The sequence below is a fragment of the Streptomyces griseicoloratus genome, assembly GCF_014534645.1.
GTDB classification, from domain to species: Bacteria; Actinomycetota; Actinomycetes; order Streptomycetales; family Streptomycetaceae; genus Streptomyces; species Streptomyces griseicoloratus.
In genome coordinates, this window is sequence record NZ_JACVQF010000203.1 from 1 (window position 1) to 18,538 (window position 18,538).

The following is an 18,538-nucleotide window of genomic DNA, read 5'->3' on the forward strand; positions in this document are numbered from 1 at the left end:
GTGACGGCGGCCTGGTTGAGTTCGGGTACGGCGTCGGCGGTGATCTGGCCGCTCCGTCCGCCCCGGGGCGCCTGGACGGCCTCCGCCTTGGTGATCTTGCCGTCGGCGACGGTGATGCGGACCTGGACCGGGCCGTACTGCGTACGGGCCACGTCGCCGACGACCGTGCCGGCGCCCGCGCCCCGGCCGCCCTGCGGCGACTGTGCGGCGACGGGCGGGGCCGCGCCGCCCGCCGCGGCGGCGGAGCCCGGGTCGGAGGCCGGCTTCAGCGACAGCAGCAGCACGATCGCGGAGACGGTCGCGGCGCCCGCGAGCACGGCACGCCGCACGGGATGGGTCTTCCTCATCTGCCCTGAGCTCCTGATTCCCGCTCACATTGCGAACGACTCGTGGTGGATGCGGCGGGCGGGGACCCCCGCACCGCGCAGCGCCTCGTACACCGACTGGGCGAAGCCGGGCGGCCCGCACAGGAAGACGTCGTGGCGGTCGATGTCCGGGATCTTGCGGCCCAGCGTCTCCGCCGAGATGTCCGGGCGCTCCCCGTCCGGGCTGTTGACCGCGTACATCAGCCGGGCCCCGCGCTCGTCGGCGATCCGGGCGAGCTCGTCCCACAGCGCCAGGTCCTGGGTGCTGGTGGCCCGGTAGAGCAGCGTGATGTCGCCGGACGCGCCGGGCAGCGTCTCGAACAGCGCCCTCATCGGTGTGATCCCCACCCCGCCGGCCACCAGCAGCACCTTTCCGCGGCTGCGGCGCTGCGCGGTCAGCGCCCCGTACGGCCCCTCCGCCCACACCCGGGTGCCGGGCTCCAGCTCGCGCAGCCGGGCGCTGTGGTCGCCGATCGCCTTGACCGTGATCCGCAGCATGTCCGGGCGGGGCGCCGCCGACAGCGAGTACGGGTGCGAGCTGAACCGCATCCCCGGCGCCAGGAACCGCCAGCGGAAGAACTGCCCCGCCTCCGCGCCCATCCGGTGCAGCCGGCGCCCGCCGATCAGCACCGACACGATCCCGGGCGTCTCCTCGATCACCGCCTCCACCCGCATCCGGTGCCGCAGGTTGAGGCGGAGCGGCGTCAGGATCCGGTACCAGAGCACGAGTGCCGTCACCGAGCCGTACAGCGCGTACCAGACGGTCTTGGCGACCGGCTCGACGGCGAAGTCGTTGCCGGTGGTCAGCTGGTGCCAGAAGGTCAGGAACACCGCCGCGTAGGTGAGCAGGTGCACGTGGTACCAGGCGTCGTAGGGGATCCGCCGGCGGGCCGGGCCGGCCGAGAGCAGTCCGATGACCACCAGCAGTCCGGTGCCGATGGCGGCCTTGCCCATGTCCGGCAGCTGCTGGACCGAGTCGATCGTCTGCCCGACGATGTCGCCGAGGCCCCTGCCCGCCTGCGCCGCGTAGCCCCACATGATCAGGAAGACGTGGGCGAGGACCAGGCAGAGCGTGTAGCGGCCGGTCATGGCGTGCCAGCGGGCCACCCGGTCGGATCCCACCCGCCGCTCCAGCGCCGGCACCCGGGCCATCTGGAGCACCACGAGCGCCATCAGGTACCCGGCGAGCAGACCGGTGATCCGTCCCGCGTTCAGGATGCGGCCGGTGTCGTCGGAGATGGCGGGTGTGTTGCGCCACCACAGCCACAACACACCCGCCGCGCCCGCCCACACGGCGAGCAGCAGGGGGACGGCCGGGGAGCGGCGCGGACGGATGCGGCGCATCGTCTGGCGGCGGGCGGCACGGCCGCCGGCGAGCGTGGTGGTCACGGTTCCTCCGTGGGACTCGGCCCTTGGCCCACAGATACGCGCCCCACCGCGCGAGCGTTCAGCCCGCCCCGCTTCTCAGTAGCGCGTGATCGCCGTCGCCCCGCCCGCCGTGCCGATCGCGATGTGCGGCCCGGCGGCCGGCTCGGCCCAGGCGAGGATCCGCCGCATCGCCTCCGCCGGCACGGACACACAGCCGGCCGTCGCCCCGCGGCCGTCGACGTGCAGGAAGATGCCCGCTCCGCGTCCGCGCACCGGGCGGTGGTAGTTGAAGCCGATGACCAGGGCGTGCGCGTACTGCACCGGATAGGTGATCAGATGCTCGGCCTCGGCGGCCCGGCAGTCGGCGGCCCTCGGCTCCGTCCAGCGGTTGTAGGAGCGCGAGCCGTTGTCCTGGCACCACCAGGAGTCCTCGCGCACCGGGCGGTACCGGTACGCCGTGCCGCGCGGCGGCGCCTGGATGCCGAAGGCGTACGGCAGGTCGTACAGCCCGGTGGGGGTGGTGTCCGTGCCCTGCCTGCGCTTCGCCCCGTCCACGGTCCCCCCGGCCCCGAAGCGGGCGGGCGCGGACCCGGCCTTCACCCAGCGGCCGCCCCTGCGGTCCCACCAGGTCACGGTGCCCTTGGTGGAGCGGGCACCCGGGGCCACCGCGGTGATCAGCTGGGTGCCTCCGCCGGTGTCCGCCATCCGGGCCGGCAGCGGCCGGGGCGGGGGCCCGCCGGCGGGCGCGGCACCGAGCACGAGGACGGAGGCGGACAGGAGGGCGGCGACACGGGGGCGCATGGCTCAGACGGTAGACGGGGGCAGGGGCAGCGGCAGCCCGGGCAGTCCGTCCAGGCTCGTGGCGATGTACTCCTTCTTGGTGAAGTACTCGTTGAGCGAGGCGTCGTCCTCGCGCGCGAAACGCTTGCCGTGCAGGTCCCGGTCCGTCTCGTACGCCATGAAGGGCACGGCGTATCCGCAGGTGTCGCGGATGAGTTCGGCCGTGACGACGATGATCGCGCGCAGGCCGTGCGGGACCGGGTCGATGTCCGGGAAGCGGGTGAGCAGCTCCGGGAAGCGCGGGTCGTCACGGAAGACCGGCTCGCCGCGGCCGTGCACCCGGACGATGTTCGGCGGCCCCTGGAAGGCGCACCACATCAGGGTGATCCGCCCGTTCTCCCGCAGGTGGGCGATGGTCTCGGCGTTGGAGCCGGCGAAGTCGAGGTAGGCCACGGTGTGTTCGTCGAGCACCGCGAAGGAGCCGGTGAGGCCCTTGGGGGAGAGGTTGACCGTGCCGTCGGCGGCCAGGGGAGCGGTGGCGGTGAAGAAGAGGGGCTGCGCCTCGATGAAGGTGCGGAGCCTGCCGTCTATGCGTTCATAAGTCTTTCCCATGTCTAACGATTATGAGTGCCGGGCGTCCCCCTGTCCGGGGAATCGCCGCGGGTCCCGGCATGCGGACGGGCCCGAGCCCGCGCCGGCCGGGACCCGGCCCGAGATTGACGAATCATGCAGGGCTCTGCATACTCATGCATGCCAACCTGTCGTCGGAGATCACGGCCAAGCGGGACCTGGCACAGGCGTAACCTCGCGTACCACCGACCGACCCTCCCTAGGAGCGACGCAAGTGAGCAGCAACAGCGGTGACGTACGGCTCTGGGGCGGCCGTTTCGCCGACGGTCCCGCCGAGGCCCTGGCGAAGCTGTCCGCGTCCGTCCACTTCGACTTCAGGCTCGCGCCCTACGACATCGCCGGTTCGCGTGCCCACGCGCGCGTGCTGCACAAGGCGGGCCTGCTCACCGAGGACGAGCTGACCCGGATGTTGGCCGGGCTCGACCGGCTCGAAGCGGACGTCGCCTCGGGCGACTTCGTGGGCACCATCGCCGACGAGGACGTCCACACCGCCCTGGAGCGCGGCCTGCTGGAGCGGCTCGGTCCCGACCTCGGCGGCAAGCTGCGCGCCGGCCGGTCCCGCAACGACCAGGTGGCGACGCTCTTCCGGATGTACCTGCGCGACCACGCCCGGACCATCGGCGGCCTGATCGCCGACCTCCAGGACGCGCTGATCGGCCTGGCCGAGGCCCACCCGGACGTGGCCATGCCCGGCCGCACCCACCTCCAGCACGCCCAGCCCGTGCTCTTCGCCCACCACGTCCTCGCCCACGTCCAGGCGCTGTCCCGGGACGCCGAGCGGCTGCGCCAGTGGGACGAGCGCACGGCGGTGTCGCCGTACGGCTCGGGCGCCCTGGCCGGTTCCTCGCTCGGCCTGGACCCGGAGGCGGTGGCGAAGGACCTCGGCTTCGAGCACGGCAGCGCCGGCAACTCCATCGACGGGACGGCCTCCCGCGACTTCGTCGCCGAGTTCGCCTTCATCACGGCGATGATCGGCGTGAACGTCTCCCGGATCGCCGAGGAGATCATCATCTGGAACACGAAGGAGTTCTCCTTCGTGACCCTGCACGACGCCTTCTCCACCGGCTCGTCGATCATGCCGCAGAAGAAGAACCCGGACATCGCCGAGCTGGCCCGCGGCAAGTCCGGCCGCCTGATCGGCAACCTCACCGGCCTGATGGCCACCCTCAAGGCGCTCCCGCTCGCGTACAACCGCGACCTCCAGGAGGACAAGGAGCCCGTCTTCGACTCCATCGACCAGCTGGAGGTGCTGCTCCCGGCCTTCACCGGCATGATGGCCACCCTCACCGTGCACCGCGAGCGGATGGAGGAGCTGGCCCCGGCCGGGTTCTCGCTCGCCACCGACATCGCCGAGTGGCTGGTCAGGCAGGGCGTGCCGTTCCGGGTGGCGCACGAGGTGGCCGGCGAGTGCGTGAAGGTGGCCGAGGCGGAGGGCAAGGAGCTCGACGACCTGACCGACGAGCAGTTCGCGAAGATCTCCCCCCATCTCACCCCCGAGGTCCGGTCCGTGCTCAACGTCCCCGGCGCCCTCGCCTCCCGCGACGGCCGCGGCGGTACGGCGCCCCGTGCGGTCGCCGTCCAGCTCGCGGAGGTGAAGGCGGACGTGGCGGACCAGCACGCATGGGCCGACGCCAAGAAGGACGCCGGGAAGTAGGAGCGGGGAAGCAGGCCCAGGGAAGTGGCGGACACGCGCGCGTGCGGCCGGGCACGCCGTACGCGCGCGTACCGCACGGCCGACGTCCACGCGCGCGTGCACCCGGGGCATCCCGGTTAGGTTGTTCCTTGAGTCTCAATGGGTCCTTGGACATCAGTGGGTCCCGAGCCTCGACGAGCCGACCGAACGGAGCCCGCGATGCCCTTCGCCCGACTGGCCACTGCAACGACCCCGACCTGCCACATCGGCCTCGGTCTGGCCGCCGTCGGCCGCCCGGGCTACATCAACCTCGGCCGGGACCGGGACCTCGGCGAGGACCGCAGCGTCGAGGCGATGCGCGAGCGGACCCACGACCTCCTCGACGCCGCCTACGCGCAGGGCGTCCGGTACTTCGACGTGGCCCGTTCCTACGGCCGGTCGGAGGAGTTCCTCGCCGCGTGGCTCGCGGCCCGCCCCGACGCCGACGACGTGGTCGTCGGCAGCAAATGGGGCTACACCTACACGGCCGGCTGGTCCGCCGAGGCCGAGCGGCACGAGGTCAAGGACCACGGCCTCGCCACGTACGAGCGCCAGCGCGCCGAGACCGACGCCCTGCTCGGCGACCGGCTCGACCTCTACCAGATCCACTCGCTCACGCCCGACAGCCCGGCCCTCACCGACAAGGAACTCCACGCGAAGCTGGCCGAGGCCGCCGAGCGCGGCCTCACCGTCGGCTTCTCCACCAGCGGCCCCGCCCAGGCCGACACCATCCGCGCCGCGCTCGCCGTGACAGTCGACGACAAGCCCCTCTTCCGCACCGTCCAGTCCACGTACAACGTGCTGGAGACCTCCGCCGGGCCCGCGCTCGCCGAGGCCCACGACGCCGGTCTCACGGTGATCGTCAAGGAGGGCATGGCCAACGGCCGGCTCGCCGAGCCGCACGCACCGGACGTCCTCAAGGGCGTGGCCGAGGAGACCACGCAGGGCTGCGACGCCGTCGCCCTCGCGGCGGTCCTGCGGCAGCCCTGGGCCGGCGTCGTCCTCTCCGGCGCCGCGACCGTGACCCAGCTCGGCTCGAACCTGCACGCCACCGTCGTGGACCTCGACGACGACCAGCTGACCCGCCTCGGCACGCTCGCCGAGGATCCGCGCGCCTACTGGGAGCGGCGCGGCCGGCTGCCCTGGCACTGACCCGGAGATCGACCCCCGGGACGTACAGCGAGCGCCCCGGGCCGGCCATGAGTGACCGAGTGGTGTGAGCCACACATGCCTGACGTGAGACATCTTTGTCTCATCTGGGCTATGGTTGTCTTATGGCCGTCGATCGAGAACAGGTACTGCGCAGCGCCGCAGCCCTGCTGACCCGCAAAGCAACCGCCACCATGGACGAGGTCGCCCGGGCCGCCGGGATCAGCCGCGCCACGCTGCACCGCCACTTCGCCGGACGCGACGCGCTCGTGCGGGCCCTGGAGGAGCTGGGGATCGCCGAGTGCGAGGCGGCCGTGGACGCGGCCCGCCTGGACGACGGCCCGGCGGCCGAGGCGGTACGCCGGCTCGTGCGCGAACTGGAGTCCGCGACAGGTCTGCTCGCCTTCCTCTACACCGAGAACCAGCTGTTCGAGGGCGAGGAGCAGAACGAGGGCTGGGCCCGCCTCGACGCCCGGCTCACCGCGCTGTTCCGCCGGGGCCAGGAGAGCGGCGAGTTCCGCATCGACCTCACCCCGGCCTGGCTCACCGAGGCGCTGTACGGCCTGCTGGCAGCCGGCGCCTGGGCGGTGACGGAAGGCCGCGTGGCCCGCAACGACTTCGCCCACATGGTCGTCGAGCTGCTGCTCGGCGGCGCACTGAGAAGAGAGGGACCATGACACGCACCCTGCAGTCGGCGAACACGACCGAGGCGGTGAAGCGCCCCGGCCGCTGGATCGCGCTGTCCGTCCTCGTGCTGGCCGTGCTGCTGGTGGCCGTCGACGCCACCGTCCTCGGTCTCGCGACGCCCTACATCAGCGAGGACCTGAGGCCGTCCGGTACCCAGCTGCTGTGGATCGGCGACGTCTACTCGTTCGTGATCGCCGGTCTGCTCGTCTCCATGGGAAGCCTCGGCGACCGCATCGGCCGCAAGCGGATCCTGCTCCTCGGTGCCACGGCGTTCGGCGCGATATCGGTCCTCAACGCCTACGCGACCACGCCCGAGCTGATGATCTTCGCCCGGGCGCTGCTCGGCGTCGCCGGCGCGACCCTGATGCCCGCCACCTTCGCTCTGATCCGCAACATCTTCCACGACCCGCGCGAGCGCAGCGTCGCCATCGGCATCTGGGGCGCCACCGCCTCCGCCGGTACGGCGATCGGCCCGGTCCTCGGCGGTTTCCTGCTGGAGCACTTCTGGTGGGGCTCGGTCTTCCTGATCAACCTGCCCGTGATGGCCGTCCTCGTCGTCGTCGGCATCAAGACGCTCCCCGAGTCCCGCAACCCGAACCCGGGCCCCTGGGACCTGGCCAGCGTCACGCTGTCGCTGGTCGGCATGGTCGGCGTCGTGTACGCGGTCAAGGAGGTCGCGGCGCACGGGTTCGCCTGGACGACCCTGGCCGTCGGCCTGCTGGGCGCCGCCGCCCTCTACGGCTTCGTACGCCGGCAGCTGACCATGCCGATCCCGCTGCTCGACATGCGGCTCTTCCGCAGCCGCGGTTTCAGCGGCGCGGTCCTGGCCGACCTGCTGACCATCCTGGGCATGTCCGGGCTGGTGTTCTTCCTCTCCCAGTTCCTGCAACTCGTCCAGGGCAGGCCGCCGTTCGAGGCCGGCCTCGCCGAACTGCCCGCCGCGATCGGTGCGGTGGCGGCCGGTCTGATCGCGGGCCGCGCGGCCCGGCGCTTCTCCGTCCGCGCCGTGGTCTCCGGCGGACTCGCGGCCATCGGTCTCGCACTGGCCGTGCTGACCGTCATCGGCGAGTCCACCGGCTACCCGCTGCTCGGCGCGGCCCTGCTCGTCGTCGGCGTCGGTGCCGGGTTCTCGTTCACGGTCACCGCCGACGTGATCCTCTCCAGCGTGCCCAAGGAGCAGGCGGGCGCCGCGTCCGCGGTCTCCGAGACGGCGTACGAGCTCGGCGCCGCCCTCGGCATCGCCGTGCTCGGCTCGATCGTGACCGGCGTCTACCGGGACTTCGCCGGCCCGGCGGGCACCCCCGCCGCGGCGCACGAGTCGCTGGGCGGTGCCGTGGAGGCCGCCGCCGCCCTGCCCGCGCACACGGCCGAGGCGATGCTCGCCGCCGCCCGGCAGTCCTTCGTCGACGGGCTGACCCTCGCGGCCGGCGTGGGCGCGGCCGTGCTGCTGGCGGCCGCCGTGGCGGCCTGGTTCCTGCTGCGCGGACAGCGTCTGGAGGACGGTGTGGCCGAACACCCGTGACCCCGCGGCCGGTGAGTGCGCCCGGCACCAGGTCACCGACACGCCGACGGCGGGCCGCTTCCGCAGCGGCCCGCCGTCGGGAGGTCCGGCGGCGTTACGCCGCCTTGGCCTTGCTGGCGTACATGTCCACGTACTCCTGCCCGGAGAGGCGCATCACCTCGGCCATGACGGAGTCGGTGACGGCCCGCAGGACGTAGCGGTCGCGGTCCATGCCCTCGTAGCGGGAGAACTCCATGGGCTCGCCGAAGCGGACCGTGACCTTGCCCGGCCGGGGCAGGCCCGCGCCGCCCGGCTGGAGCTTGTCGGTGCCGATCATGGCGAACGGCACGACGGGCGCGCCGGTCATCAGGGTGAGCCGGGCGATGCCGGTGCGGCCGCGGTAGAGGCGGCCGTCGGGGGAGCGGGTGCCCTCCGGGTAGATGCCGAAGATCCTGCCCTCCTCCAGCACCCGGCGGCCGGTCATCAGCGCCGCGACCCCGCCCCGGCCGCCGTCGCGGTCGACCGGGATCATGCCGACGCCGGTGAAGAACCAGGCCATCAGGCGGCCCTTGAAGCCCTTGCCCGTGACGTACTCGTCCTTGCCGATGAAGAAGACCTGACGGTCGCAGACCAGCGGCAGGATCATCGAGTCGATGAACGTCAGGTGATTGCCGGCCAGGATGACCGGACCGTCGCCCGGGATACGCTCCGCGCCCTCCACCTGTGGGCGGAACATCAGGCGCATGATCGGTCCGAGCACTGCCTTGATGAGCGCGAAGCGGGACAACGGGCCCTCCGGTGTCGGGATGCGGTATGAGTCTGTGCAGGTGAGGACATTACTCGCGGCCCAGGGGGTCGCGCACGTCGGGTTCACCGAGGTCTTACTCAGTGTTGACGCGTGTTCACCTGCGGTGCCGTGGTGTTGCGCGGCCGTAACGCGGACCCGGGGATGTGAGCCAGGTCGCGTCCACAGGGACCGGCGTCGTCGGTCCGGTGGTGCGGACACGGCCCGGATCGAAGCACGCGCGGCGCGCCGACGCCGGGAGGCGCGCCGCAGCAGCCGCGCCGCCGGCCCCTTCCGTACGGCCGCGGCCCGCAGGAACCGTCACCACGACCGCGGCCATGACCGTGTACCCCGTGCGCCCGCCCCGAAGCCGACTGGACGTCAGACGTCCAGTCCCACAGGCCCCTCCGCGCCCATACGCCATCCGGCGGCACCCGCGTGTTCCGCCCGCGGTCTCCCGTTCGTCATGTACGCGCCCCTACGATCGGGCCGCACTGACGGGCCAACGCAGGAGGTCGCTCATGGGAACGCAGGAGTCGAACGAGCAGGCGGGCGGGACCGGACGGCGGGCGCTCCTCGGCGCCGCGGTGCTCGGCGCGGGCGGAGCCGTACTCGGCCTGTCCGGCACGGCGAGAGCCGCCGACGCCCGGCACGGGAGAGGACCGGGCGGCCTGGGGGACCTGCCCGTCCCCACCGTCATCGGGCACCGCGGCGCCAGCGGCTACCGCCCCGAGCACACCTTCGGCGCCTACGAGCTGGCCCTGGACATGGGCGCCGACATCGTCGAGGCCGGCGACCTGGTGCCCACCAGGGACGGTCACCTCGTGTGCCGGCACGAACCGGAGATCGGCGGCACCACGGACGTCGCGGACCACCCGGAGTTCGCCGACCGCAAGCGCACCAAGCTGCTCGACGGGGTCTCCACCACCGGCTGGTTCACCGAGGACTTCACGCTCGCCGAGCTCAAGACCCTCCGCGCCACCGAGCGCATCCCGGCCAACCGCCCGCACAACACGCTCTACGACGGCCGCTGGGACATCCCCACCTTCGAAGAGGTGCTGCGCTGGCAGGACGAGCAGACCCGCAGGCGCGGCAAGCAGGTCTGGATCTACCCCGAGCTCAAGCACCCCACCTACTTCCGCAAGCTGGGGCTCGGCACCGAGGAACGCCTCGCCAAGCTGCTGCGCAGGCACGGCAAGGACAGGAAGAACTCGCCCGTCATCATCCAGTCCTTCGAGCCCACCAGCATCCAGCGGATGAACAAGCTCGTCGGCAACCCGCTCGCCGTCCTGCTGTCCGGCGCGAACAGCCGCCCCTGGGACTTCGTCGAGACCGGCGACCCGCGCACGACCGCCGACCTCATCACACCGGCCGGCCTGAAGGAGATCGCCTCCTACGCCCAGGGCATCGGCCCCACCCTGGACCTGATCATCCCCCGGGACTCCGCAGGCAACCTCACCGAGCCCACCACCCTCGTCCGCGACGCGCACCGGGCGGGCCTGATCCTGCACCCGTACACCATGCGCAACGAGAACCCGTTCCTGCCCGCGAACTTCCGCGAGGGCAGCGACAAGGACGCCTACGGGGACGTCTTCGGCGCCTTCCAGGCGTACTTCGCCACCGGCATCGACGGCGTCTTCACCGACCACCCGGACACCGGCCTGCTGGCCCGCGACGAGTTCGTCAACCGCTGAGCCGGCCAACCCCGTTGGGGTGACCTTCGGCCGCCCGGGCAACCCGCCGCCCGGGCGGCCGCGTCGCCCTGCATATGACGCACGACCTGGTCACCACCCTCCGGCCGCTGCTCACCGCGGAAGCCTTCGCGGAGGCACATGCCACCGGAACCGAGCCGGGCGATCTGGAGCAGGCGGTCTGGTTACGCCTCCTGGAGCGCCTGGAAGCCGACGGCCCGCCGCACGACCCGCACCGCTGGCTGCGCAGCGCCGTCCGCACCGAGGCCCGCCGCACCCGTCGCACCGCCCGGATCGAGCGGCCGTACGCGGCCGAACCCGCCGACGCCGCCGAGCGCGAGCCCGAACAGCTCGCGCTCGCCGCCGCCCGCGGCCGGGCCCTGCGCGAGGCCGTGCGCCGGCTGCCCGGCCGCTGCCCCCGGCTGATGGAGGCCCTGTTGTCCCCGAAGGACCTGACATACCGGGAGATCGCGGGGGAGTTGGGTATCTCACAGGGCAGTCTTGGCCCGGAACGTTCCAGATGTCTGGGTTGTCTACGGCGATTGCTGACGCCGGAGGTTGCGGCCCGCTGAGGACGGGGATAGGAGTGGGGGACCACAGGTGATCAGGTGAGCGGGAGGCATGCGCACATGGGCATGAGCGTGACCATCTCGGCGGCGACCGAGCAGGATGCCGAGCAGATCTTCCGGCTGCAGTACCTCTGCTTCCAGAGCGAGGCGGCGCTGTACGGCAACTACCGCATCGACCCGCTCGTCCAGACCCTCGACTCCGTCCGCGAGGAGGTCGCCGCCGACTGCGTCTTCGTGGCGCGGCTCGGCGACGAGGTGGTCGGCTCGGTGCGCGGCCGGGTGGCCGAGGACGGCGCCGCGTCCATCGCCAAGCTGTGCGTCCACCCCCGCCTCCAGGGGCACGGCATCGGCGGGCGGCTGCTGCGCGCGGCCGAGTCCGCGCTCGCCGGGGAACGCGGCGCCAAGCGCTTCCGCCTGCACACCGGCCACCGCAGCGAGAGCAACCTGCGGCTGTACCGGCGGGTCGGCTACGAGACGGTGGGGACCTCCCGGGGCGCGGACGGCGTCCTCATGATCGTCCTGGAGAAGCCGGCGGAGACCTACGCCACCACGGCCTGACGAGGCGTCACCCGCTAGGCGGTGCGGGCCCGGCGCAGCCAGTACAGGGCGGACAGCGGCAGCAGCACGGGAATGAAGAGGTACCCCATCCCGTAGTCCGACCACACGGTCGCGTCGGGGAAGGCCGACGGCTCCACCAGCGTCCAGGTGCCGACCGTCAGGACCCCCACGAGCTCGGCGGCGCAGCACACCAGCGCCGCCTTGCGGGCGGTCTCCCCGCCGCGCACCAGGGTGTACGTGATGAAGCCGTAGACGAGTCCGGCGACCGCCGACAGCGCGTAGGCGAGCGGCGCCCGGTCGAACTCCGTGGCGATCTGGTAGACGGACCGCGAGACGGCTCCGACGACCATCACCCCGTACAGCCACACCAGCAGGATCCCGGGCCCGCCGATCAGCCGCGCCCGGGCCTGCTTCTCCTCGGTCGCCGCCATCTCACCCTCCCCAGATGTCATACAGCCGCACTTCGAGGACGGCGAGGACGACACCGCCGGCGGCCACCGTCACCGAGCCCCAGCGGGTGCGCTCGGCCAGCGACATGAACCCCGCCGCCGGGACGCAGGCGAAGGCACCCAGCAGATACGCCACGAAGATCGTGGTGCCCTGCTCCGGGTCCTCGCCCCGCGCCAGCTGCACGATGCCGATCACCAGCTGGACCAGGGCCAGCAGCGACACCACGGCCATGCCGATGAAATGCCAGTCCTTCGTCGGCTGGTCACGGTAGGCGGCCCAGCCGCACCAGGCGGCGAGCAGCAGCGCGGCGACGCCGGTCACCAGCGTCAGGACGTCAAGCATGGCAGCGACCCTATTACGGGCCAAAAGACCCGATGCGCGCGGCCCCGCCGTAGGGTCGAGGGCATGAAGATCCACGCGCAAGCCCTCCTGTTCGACAACGACGGAACCCTCGTCTCCACCCTCGAATCCGTGCGCCGCTGCTGGACGCGGTGGGCCGGCGAGTACGGAATCACGGCCGAGGAGTTCGCCCGGGTCGAACTGCACGGGCGGCCCGCCGCGGAGATAGCCGCCGACCTGCTGCCCGCCCGGGTCGTGCCGGAGGCCGTCGCGCGGATCGAGGAACTGGAGGTCGAGGACGTCCCCGACGGGGGCGTGCACCTGCTGCCGGGCACCAGGGACTTGCTCGACGCGCTGCCCGCCGACCGCTGGGCCGTCGTCACCTCGGCCACCCGCCGGCTCGCCGAGGCCCGGCTCGGCGCCGTCGGCATCCTGCCCAAGACGCTCGTCGCCGCCGACGACATCACGCGCGGCAAGCCCGACCCCGAGCCCTACCTGCTCGGCGCCCGCGCCCTGGGCGTCGACCCGGCCGCCTGCGTCGTCTTCGAGGACGCCCCCGCGGGGCTCCAGGCCGGCCGGGCCGCCGGTATGACCACCGTGGCGTTGGCCACAACGCACCCGGCCGGCGAACTCGACGCCGACCTGGTGGTCGGCGACCTCTCGGCCCTGTCCGTACTGGTCACCGACGGGGGAGTGGAGATCTCCCTCCGCGGCTGACCCGCGCCTGCGGAACCGGCCACCGTCCACCGCTGTCCAGTATCCGGACAGCGGTGACCGGTCAGGACCATACGTCTGCTTTACTGATCGCATGACCACGACGAGCGACCGCACCCCTGCGACCGAGGCGACGACCACGCCCGGTGCTCGTTGTATGTGTCGAATGTGCGCCTTCTAGAGGGCCCCTGCACCACCTGAGCCTCGCGCCCCGAAGCGAGCGCCCGCTCATGTCCGCCGTAGCGCCCCGCGCACGCGACTGAGCCACGCCCCGCGCACACGTTTCTCCCCGGTTCCATCGCCACCGCGAGAACCGTGCCGCGTTCCGAAGGACCCCAAGAACCCCGAAGAACAACGCCCCCGTGCCCGGCGCACACATCCGCGCCGCGCACTCGACAGTGACGGAAACCCACGTGATCACCACATCGGGCCTCACCAAGGTCTACCGCTCACGCGGCCGCGAGGTCACCGCCCTGGACGGCGTCGACCTGCACGTCCGCGAGGGCGAGGTCTACGGCGTCATCGGCCAGTCCGGCGCCGGCAAGTCCTCGCTCATCCGCTGCGTCAACCTCCTGGAGCGCCCCACCTCCGGCACGGTCACCGTCGCCGGCCAGGACCTCACCGCGCTCGCGGGCCGCGGCCCCCGCGCGAGCAGGGAGCTGCGGCAGGCGCGCAGCCGTATCGGCATGGTCTTCCAGCACTTCAACCTGCTCTCCTCGCGGACCGTGCAGGACAACGTCGAACTGCCCCTGGAGATCCTGGGCAAGTCCGGGAAGGAACGTTCCCGCAAGGCGCTGGAACTGCTCGACCTGGTCGGCCTCGCCGACAAGGCCAAGGCCTATCCCGCACAGCTCTCCGGCGGCCAGAAGCAGCGCGTCGGCATCGCCCGCGCCCTGGCCGGCGACCCCAAGGTGCTGCTGTCCGACGAGGCCACCAGCGCCCTCGACCCGGAGACCACCCGGTCCATCCTCCAGCTGCTGCGCGACCTGAACCGCCGGCTCGGCCTGACCGTCCTGCTCATCACCCATGAAATGGACGTCGTCAAGAGCATCTGCGACTCGGCCGCCCTCATGGACAAGGGCCGCATCGTCGAGTCCGGCACGGTCGGCGAACTCCTCGCCACCCCGGGCTCCGAACTGGCCGCCGCGCTCTTCCCCGTGGGCGGCGACGCCACCGGCGACGACCGCACGGTCCTCGACGTCACCTTCCACGGCGAGGCCGCCACCCAGCCCGTCATCTCCCAGCTGTCCCGCACCTACAACATCGACATATCGATTCTCGGCGCCGCCATCGACACCGTCGGCGGCCTCCAGATCGGCCGGATGCGCATCGAACTGCCCGGCCGCTACGAGGACAACGTCGTGCCGGTCGGCTTCCTGCGCGAACAGGGACTCCAGATCGACGTCGTCGAACCGGCCGCGCAGCCGTCCGCACTGGTGAAGGAAGGTGCCAAGTGACCTGGTCCGAGATGCAGCCCCTGCTGGAGCAGGCGTGTCTGGAGACCCTGATCATGGTCGGCTGGTCCACCCTGATCGCCGTGGTCGGCGGGCTCCCGCTCGGCGTCCTGCTCGTCCTGACCGACAAGGGCGGCCTGCTGCAGAACACCGTGGTGAACAAGGTCGTCGGCCAGGTCGTGAACGTCGGCCGCTCGCTGCCGTTCATCATCCTCATGGTCGCGCTGATGAACTTCACGCGCTGGATCACCGGGACGACCATCGGCAGCGAGGCCGCGATCGTGCCGCTCGCCATCGGCGGCATCCCCTTCTTCGCGCGCCTCGTCGAGACGGCCGTCCGCGAGGTCGACGGCGGCCTGGTGGAGGCCGTACAGGCCATGGGCGGCAACACCTGGACCGTCGTCCGCAAGGTCCTCGTCCCCGAAGCCCTCCCGTCCCTCATCGCGAGCACCACCACCACGATCATCGCCCTGATCGGCTACTCCGCCATGGCCGGCACGGTCGGCGGCGGCGGCCTCGGCGACCTCGCCGTCCGCTACGGCTACAACCGCTTCGAGACCGGCCTGATGTGGGTCACCGTCGCGATCCTCGCCGTCGCCATCTCGCTCATCCAGTTCGCCGGCGACTACGCGGCCCGCGCCCTGCACCGCCGCGGCGGACGCTCGGGCGCCGCGCCCAAGCTGCGGCTGCTCAAGGCCAAGGAGCCCGCCGCGGCCGACGTCGGCAAGGTCGCGTAACCAGCCCAGGTCGCGTAACCAGCCCAGGTCGCGTAACCACCCCAGACTCCCCGTACCACCCGAGACGGGGTCGCACCACCCATCAGGAAAGGCACTTTTCGTGCGTAACACCGCCAAGATCACCACCGCCGTCCTCGCCGCCGGAGCCCTCACCCTCGGGCTCAGCGCCTGCGGGTCGGACAAGGACGCCGCCTCCGACACGTCCGGGCCGCTGGTCGTCGCCGCGACGCCCGTCCCGCACGCCGAGATCCTCACCTACGTCAAGGACAACCTGGCGAAGAAGGAGGGCCTCGACCTGCAGGTCAAGGAGTTCACCGACTACGTCACGCCGAACACGGCGACCGAGGACGGTTCGGTCGGCGCCAACTACTTCCAGACCGAGCCGTACCTCGAGGACTTCAACAAGAAGAACGGCACCCACCTGAAGTCCGTCGCCTCGGTGCACCTGGAGCCGCTCGGCCTGTACTCGAACAAGGCCGACAAGGCCGGTGACCTGAAGAACGGTGCGACCATCGCCGTCCCCAACGACAGCGTGACCGAGGCCCGCGCCCTGCAGCTGCTCGCCGCCAACGGGCTGATCACCCTCAAGGACGGCGTCGGTACCGCGGCCACCACCGCGGACATCACCAAGAACCCGAAGAACCTCAAGTTCAAGGAGCTGGAGGCGGCCCAGACCGCGCGCTCCCTGAACGACGTCGACGCCGCGGTCATCAACGGCAACTACGCCCTGGAAGCCGACCTGAAGCCGTCCGAGGACGCCATCGTCCTGGAGTCCGCCGAGAACAACCCGAACGTCAACCTGCTCGTCGTCAAGGAGGGCCAGGAGGACGACCCGCGGGTGCAGAAGCTCGCGAAGCTCCTCACCTCTGCCGAGGTGAAGAAGTTCATCGAGGACAAGTACTCCGGGTCCGTGATCCCCTCCTTCTGATCCGGCCTCCCGCCACGCACGGGGTCCGCTCCGCACAGGAGTGGACCCCGTGGTGCGGTTGAGTGCTTTCATGCTGCATGCTGGGCAGTTCAGCAGGCCCTGACGGTTTCGAAGGCTACGGAGCGGCGCATGACGAGCACCTTCCCCAACATCTCCATCAGCACGGAGCGGTTGGTGCTGCGTCCCCTCGACGAGGACGACGCCGCCGCCCTCGCCGCCATGATGAACGACGAGCAGGTCGCCGCCTGGACCGACGTCCCCCAGCCGTTCACCGAGCAGGGCGCCCACACCTGGATCACCGAGCACGCCCCCGCCGAACGCGAGGCCGGCCGCGGACTCGACCTCGCCGTCACCGAGTTCCTCACCCAGCGCCTGGTCGGCATCATCCAGCTCTCCAAGACCAACTGGCACGTGCGGTCCACCGAGCTGTCGTACATCGTCGCCCCCTGGGCGCGCGGCGAGGGCTACGCCTCCGAGGCGGCGCTCGCCACCGCCCAGTGGCTCTTCGGCGATCAGAAGTTCGAACGCATCGAGCTGCGCACGGCGGCCGACAACACCGCCTCCCAGCAGGTCGCCCAGAAGATCGGCTGCATCAGCGAGGGCGTCCTGCGCAACGCCTGCATAGCCCACGTACGGACCGACGACGGCACCTGGACCGACGTACGCACCGACTTCATCGTGTGGAGCCTCCTCCCGGAGGACATCGAGGGCGCGGCGGAGCAGCTGGCCGACACCGGCGGTTTCACCGGCTTCACCGACTGGAACTGATCCCAGGGGCGGCGACACCCCCGCCGCGCCACGAGCCCGCACCGGGTACTCTCACGGAGCCCGCCCTCGTGGCAGCCCACCGAGCACGACCTGCGAAAAAACCTGGAGACTGACGACGATGGCCGACCGGGTCACGGTGATCGGCTGGGACGGTTCGCCGCTGACCGCCGCGGCGCGCGCAGCCCTGGGCGCCGCCACGCTGGTGGCCGGCGCCGCCCACCACCTGGCGCTCCCCGAGGTGCCGCCCGCCGCCGAACGCATCCGCCTCGGCAGCATCGCGCTCGCCGCCCGCCGCATCGCCGCCCACCGCGGCACGGCGGTCGTGCTCGCCGACGGCGACCCCGGCTTCTTCGGCGTCGTACGCACCCTGCGGGCCCCCGAGTTCGGCCTGGAGGTCGAGGTCGTCCCCGCCGTCTCCTCCGTCGCCACCGCCTTCGCCCGGGCGGGGATGCCCTGGGACGACGCCCAGGTGGTCGTCGCCCACCCCCGCACCCTGCGGCGCGCGGTGAACGTCTGCCGGGCCCACACCAAGGTCGCGGTCCTCACCTCGCCCGGCGCCGGACCCGCGGAACTCGGCCTGCTGCTGGAGGGAGTCCACCGCACCTTCGTCATCTGCGAGGAACTCGGCACCGGCCGCGAACAGGTCACCGTCGTCACCTCCGACAAGGCCGCCGACCACACCTGGCGCGACCCGAACGTCGTCATCGTCGTCGGCGGCACCGTGGGACCGGGCACCGCGGCCGACGGCGGGGGGTGGATCGCCGGCCGCGACCCCGCCACCGGGCCGCGCGGCTGGTCGCTGCCCGCCGAGACCTACGGCGGCGAACTCGGCGAGGGCGAGACCGAACTGCTGCGCACCTCCCAGCTCGCCCGGCTCGGACCGCGCCCCGGCGACCTCGTGTGGGACATCGGCTGCGGCAGCGGAGCCTTCGCCACCGAGGCCGCCCGCGCCGGAGCCGCCGTCATCGCCGTCGACCGCGACGCGGACGCCTGCGCCCGCACCGAGGCCACCGCCCGCCACTTCGGCGTCCAGCTCCAGATCGTGCACGGCACCGCCCCGCACGTCCTGGAGAACCTGCCCGAACCGGACGTCGTCCGGGTCGGCGGCGGGGGAGCGGCCGTGGTCTCCGCGGTCGCCGACCGCCGCCCGCAGCGCATCGTCGCCCACGCGGCCACCCGCGACGCGGCCGAACTCGTCGGCCGGGACCTGACGGAGCACGGCTACCGGGTGGAGTGCGCCCTGCTGCAGTCCGTCGGGCTCGACACCCGGGCCTGGACGGAGACGGAACGGAGTGTCGCGTTCCTGCTCAGCGGGGTCCTTCCGGACCGCGCCCCGTGATCGGATTGTCGTACCGCGCGGGGTAGGCTGGCGGATCGTTGTACCGCACGCGGAC

19 protein-coding genes and 1 pseudogene are annotated in these 18,538 nt (G+C 72.0%); 13 read left to right on the forward strand and 7 right to left on the reverse strand.

Going from position 1 to position 18,538, the window contains the following annotated elements:
• From H0H10_RS23095 to H0H10_RS23110, 4 genes and pseudogenes are all read right to left on the reverse strand, one after another.
• A pseudogene (locus H0H10_RS23095) lies at positions 1-347 on the reverse strand (FMN-binding protein); the annotation flags it as partial.
• A 24-nt stretch (positions 348-371) separates the two neighbouring features.
• Positions 372-1,754, reverse strand: a complete 1,383-nt coding sequence (locus H0H10_RS23100; protein ID WP_188182991.1) for a ferredoxin reductase family protein — start codon at positions 1,752-1,754, stop codon at positions 372-374.
• 75 nt (positions 1,755-1,829) lie between these two features.
• The gene (locus tag H0H10_RS23105) at positions 1,830-2,534 is read right to left on the reverse strand and encodes a L,D-transpeptidase family protein (protein ID WP_188182992.1); all 705 of its coding nucleotides are present in this window, start codon (positions 2,532-2,534) and stop codon (positions 1,830-1,832) included.
• A 3-nt stretch (positions 2,535-2,537) separates the two neighbouring features.
• Positions 2,538-3,125 (reverse strand): pyridoxamine 5'-phosphate oxidase family protein, encoded by a 588-nt coding sequence (locus tag H0H10_RS23110; RefSeq protein ID WP_188182993.1) that lies wholly within the window; start codon positions 3,123-3,125, stop codon positions 2,538-2,540.
• Between the two features lie 232 nt (positions 3,126-3,357).
• Between H0H10_RS23110 and argH the strand changes: the two genes are divergently transcribed.
• The 4 genes from argH to H0H10_RS23130 all read left to right on the forward strand — a co-directional run bounded on the left by argH (position 3,358) and on the right by H0H10_RS23130 (position 8,173).
• A complete protein-coding gene (gene argH, locus H0H10_RS23115; protein WP_188182994.1) occupies positions 3,358-4,797 on the forward strand; it encodes an argininosuccinate lyase in 1,440 nt (479 codons plus the stop codon).
• A 198-nt stretch (positions 4,798-4,995) separates the two neighbouring features.
• Positions 4,996-5,967: an aldo/keto reductase gene (locus tag H0H10_RS23120; RefSeq protein WP_188182995.1), complete on the forward strand. Its 972-nt coding sequence runs from the start codon at positions 4,996-4,998 to the stop codon at positions 5,965-5,967.
• Between the two features lie 122 nt (positions 5,968-6,089).
• Positions 6,090-6,641, forward strand: a complete 552-nt coding sequence (locus H0H10_RS23125) for a TetR/AcrR family transcriptional regulator (protein ID WP_188182996.1) — start codon at positions 6,090-6,092, stop codon at positions 6,639-6,641.
• Complete coding sequence (locus H0H10_RS23130) at positions 6,638-8,173, forward strand: MFS transporter (protein ID WP_188182997.1); 1,536 nt, start codon at positions 6,638-6,640, stop codon at positions 8,171-8,173. Before H0H10_RS23125 ends, H0H10_RS23130 begins: the two co-directional genes overlap by 4 nt.
• A 94-nt stretch (positions 8,174-8,267) precedes the next feature.
• On the opposite strand, the gene H0H10_RS23135 is transcribed toward H0H10_RS23130, so the two are convergent.
• The gene (locus tag H0H10_RS23135; RefSeq protein WP_223180295.1) at positions 8,268-8,897 is read right to left on the reverse strand and encodes a lysophospholipid acyltransferase family protein; all 630 of its coding nucleotides are present in this window, start codon (positions 8,895-8,897) and stop codon (positions 8,268-8,270) included.
• A gap of 560 nt (positions 8,898-9,457) precedes the next feature.
• Between H0H10_RS23135 and H0H10_RS23140 the strand changes: the two genes are divergently transcribed.
• The 3 genes from H0H10_RS23140 to H0H10_RS23150 all read left to right on the forward strand — a co-directional run bounded on the left by H0H10_RS23140 (position 9,458) and on the right by H0H10_RS23150 (position 11,754).
• Positions 9,458-10,630, forward strand: a complete 1,173-nt coding sequence (locus H0H10_RS23140) for a glycerophosphodiester phosphodiesterase (protein WP_188182999.1) — start codon at positions 9,458-9,460, stop codon at positions 10,628-10,630.
• A 74-nt stretch (positions 10,631-10,704) separates the two neighbouring features.
• Positions 10,705-11,199: a sigma-70 family RNA polymerase sigma factor gene (locus tag H0H10_RS23145; protein ID WP_188183000.1), complete on the forward strand. Its 495-nt coding sequence runs from the start codon at positions 10,705-10,707 to the stop codon at positions 11,197-11,199.
• A gap of 57 nt (positions 11,200-11,256) precedes the next feature.
• Complete coding sequence (locus H0H10_RS23150) at positions 11,257-11,754, forward strand: GNAT family N-acetyltransferase (protein WP_188183016.1); 498 nt, start codon at positions 11,257-11,259, stop codon at positions 11,752-11,754.
• Between the two features lie 14 nt (positions 11,755-11,768).
• Here the strand turns inward: H0H10_RS23150 and H0H10_RS23155 are convergent, their stop codons facing one another.
• Positions 11,769-12,185, reverse strand: coding sequence for a hypothetical protein (locus H0H10_RS23155; protein WP_188183001.1), 417 nt, complete (start codon positions 12,183-12,185; stop codon positions 11,769-11,771).
• A 1-nt stretch (position 12,186) separates the two neighbouring features.
• Entirely contained in the window at positions 12,187-12,546 is a 360-nt protein-coding gene (locus H0H10_RS23160) for a hypothetical protein (protein ID WP_188183002.1), read from the reverse strand.
• 63 nt (positions 12,547-12,609) lie between these two features.
• Between H0H10_RS23160 and H0H10_RS23165 the strand changes: the two genes are divergently transcribed.
• From H0H10_RS23165 to cbiE, 6 genes are all read left to right on the forward strand, one after another.
• On the forward strand, positions 12,610-13,260 hold the full coding sequence (locus H0H10_RS23165) for an HAD family hydrolase (protein ID WP_188183003.1): 651 nt from the start codon (positions 12,610-12,612) through the stop codon (positions 13,258-13,260).
• A gap of 410 nt (positions 13,261-13,670) precedes the next feature.
• Positions 13,671-14,714 (forward strand): methionine ABC transporter ATP-binding protein, encoded by a 1,044-nt coding sequence (locus H0H10_RS23170; RefSeq protein ID WP_188183004.1) that lies wholly within the window; start codon positions 13,671-13,673, stop codon positions 14,712-14,714.
• The gene (locus H0H10_RS23175; RefSeq protein WP_188183005.1) at positions 14,711-15,448 is read left to right on the forward strand and encodes a methionine ABC transporter permease; all 738 of its coding nucleotides are present in this window, start codon (positions 14,711-14,713) and stop codon (positions 15,446-15,448) included. Before H0H10_RS23170 ends, H0H10_RS23175 begins: the two co-directional genes overlap by 4 nt.
• 100 nt (positions 15,449-15,548) lie before the next feature.
• Positions 15,549-16,376 carry a MetQ/NlpA family ABC transporter substrate-binding protein gene (locus H0H10_RS23180; RefSeq protein WP_188183006.1) on the forward strand — a complete coding sequence of 276 codons (828 nt, stop codon included), beginning with the start codon at positions 15,549-15,551 and terminating at the stop codon, positions 16,374-16,376.
• Positions 16,377-16,505: 129 nt separating this feature from the next.
• Positions 16,506-17,144, forward strand: a complete 639-nt coding sequence (locus H0H10_RS23185; RefSeq protein WP_188183007.1) for a GNAT family N-acetyltransferase — start codon at positions 16,506-16,508, stop codon at positions 17,142-17,144.
• A gap of 118 nt (positions 17,145-17,262) precedes the next feature.
• A complete protein-coding gene (gene cbiE / locus H0H10_RS23190; RefSeq protein ID WP_188183008.1) occupies positions 17,263-18,483 on the forward strand; it encodes a precorrin-6y C5,15-methyltransferase (decarboxylating) subunit CbiE in 1,221 nt (406 codons plus the stop codon).
• Positions 18,484-18,538: the final 55 nt, after the last annotated feature.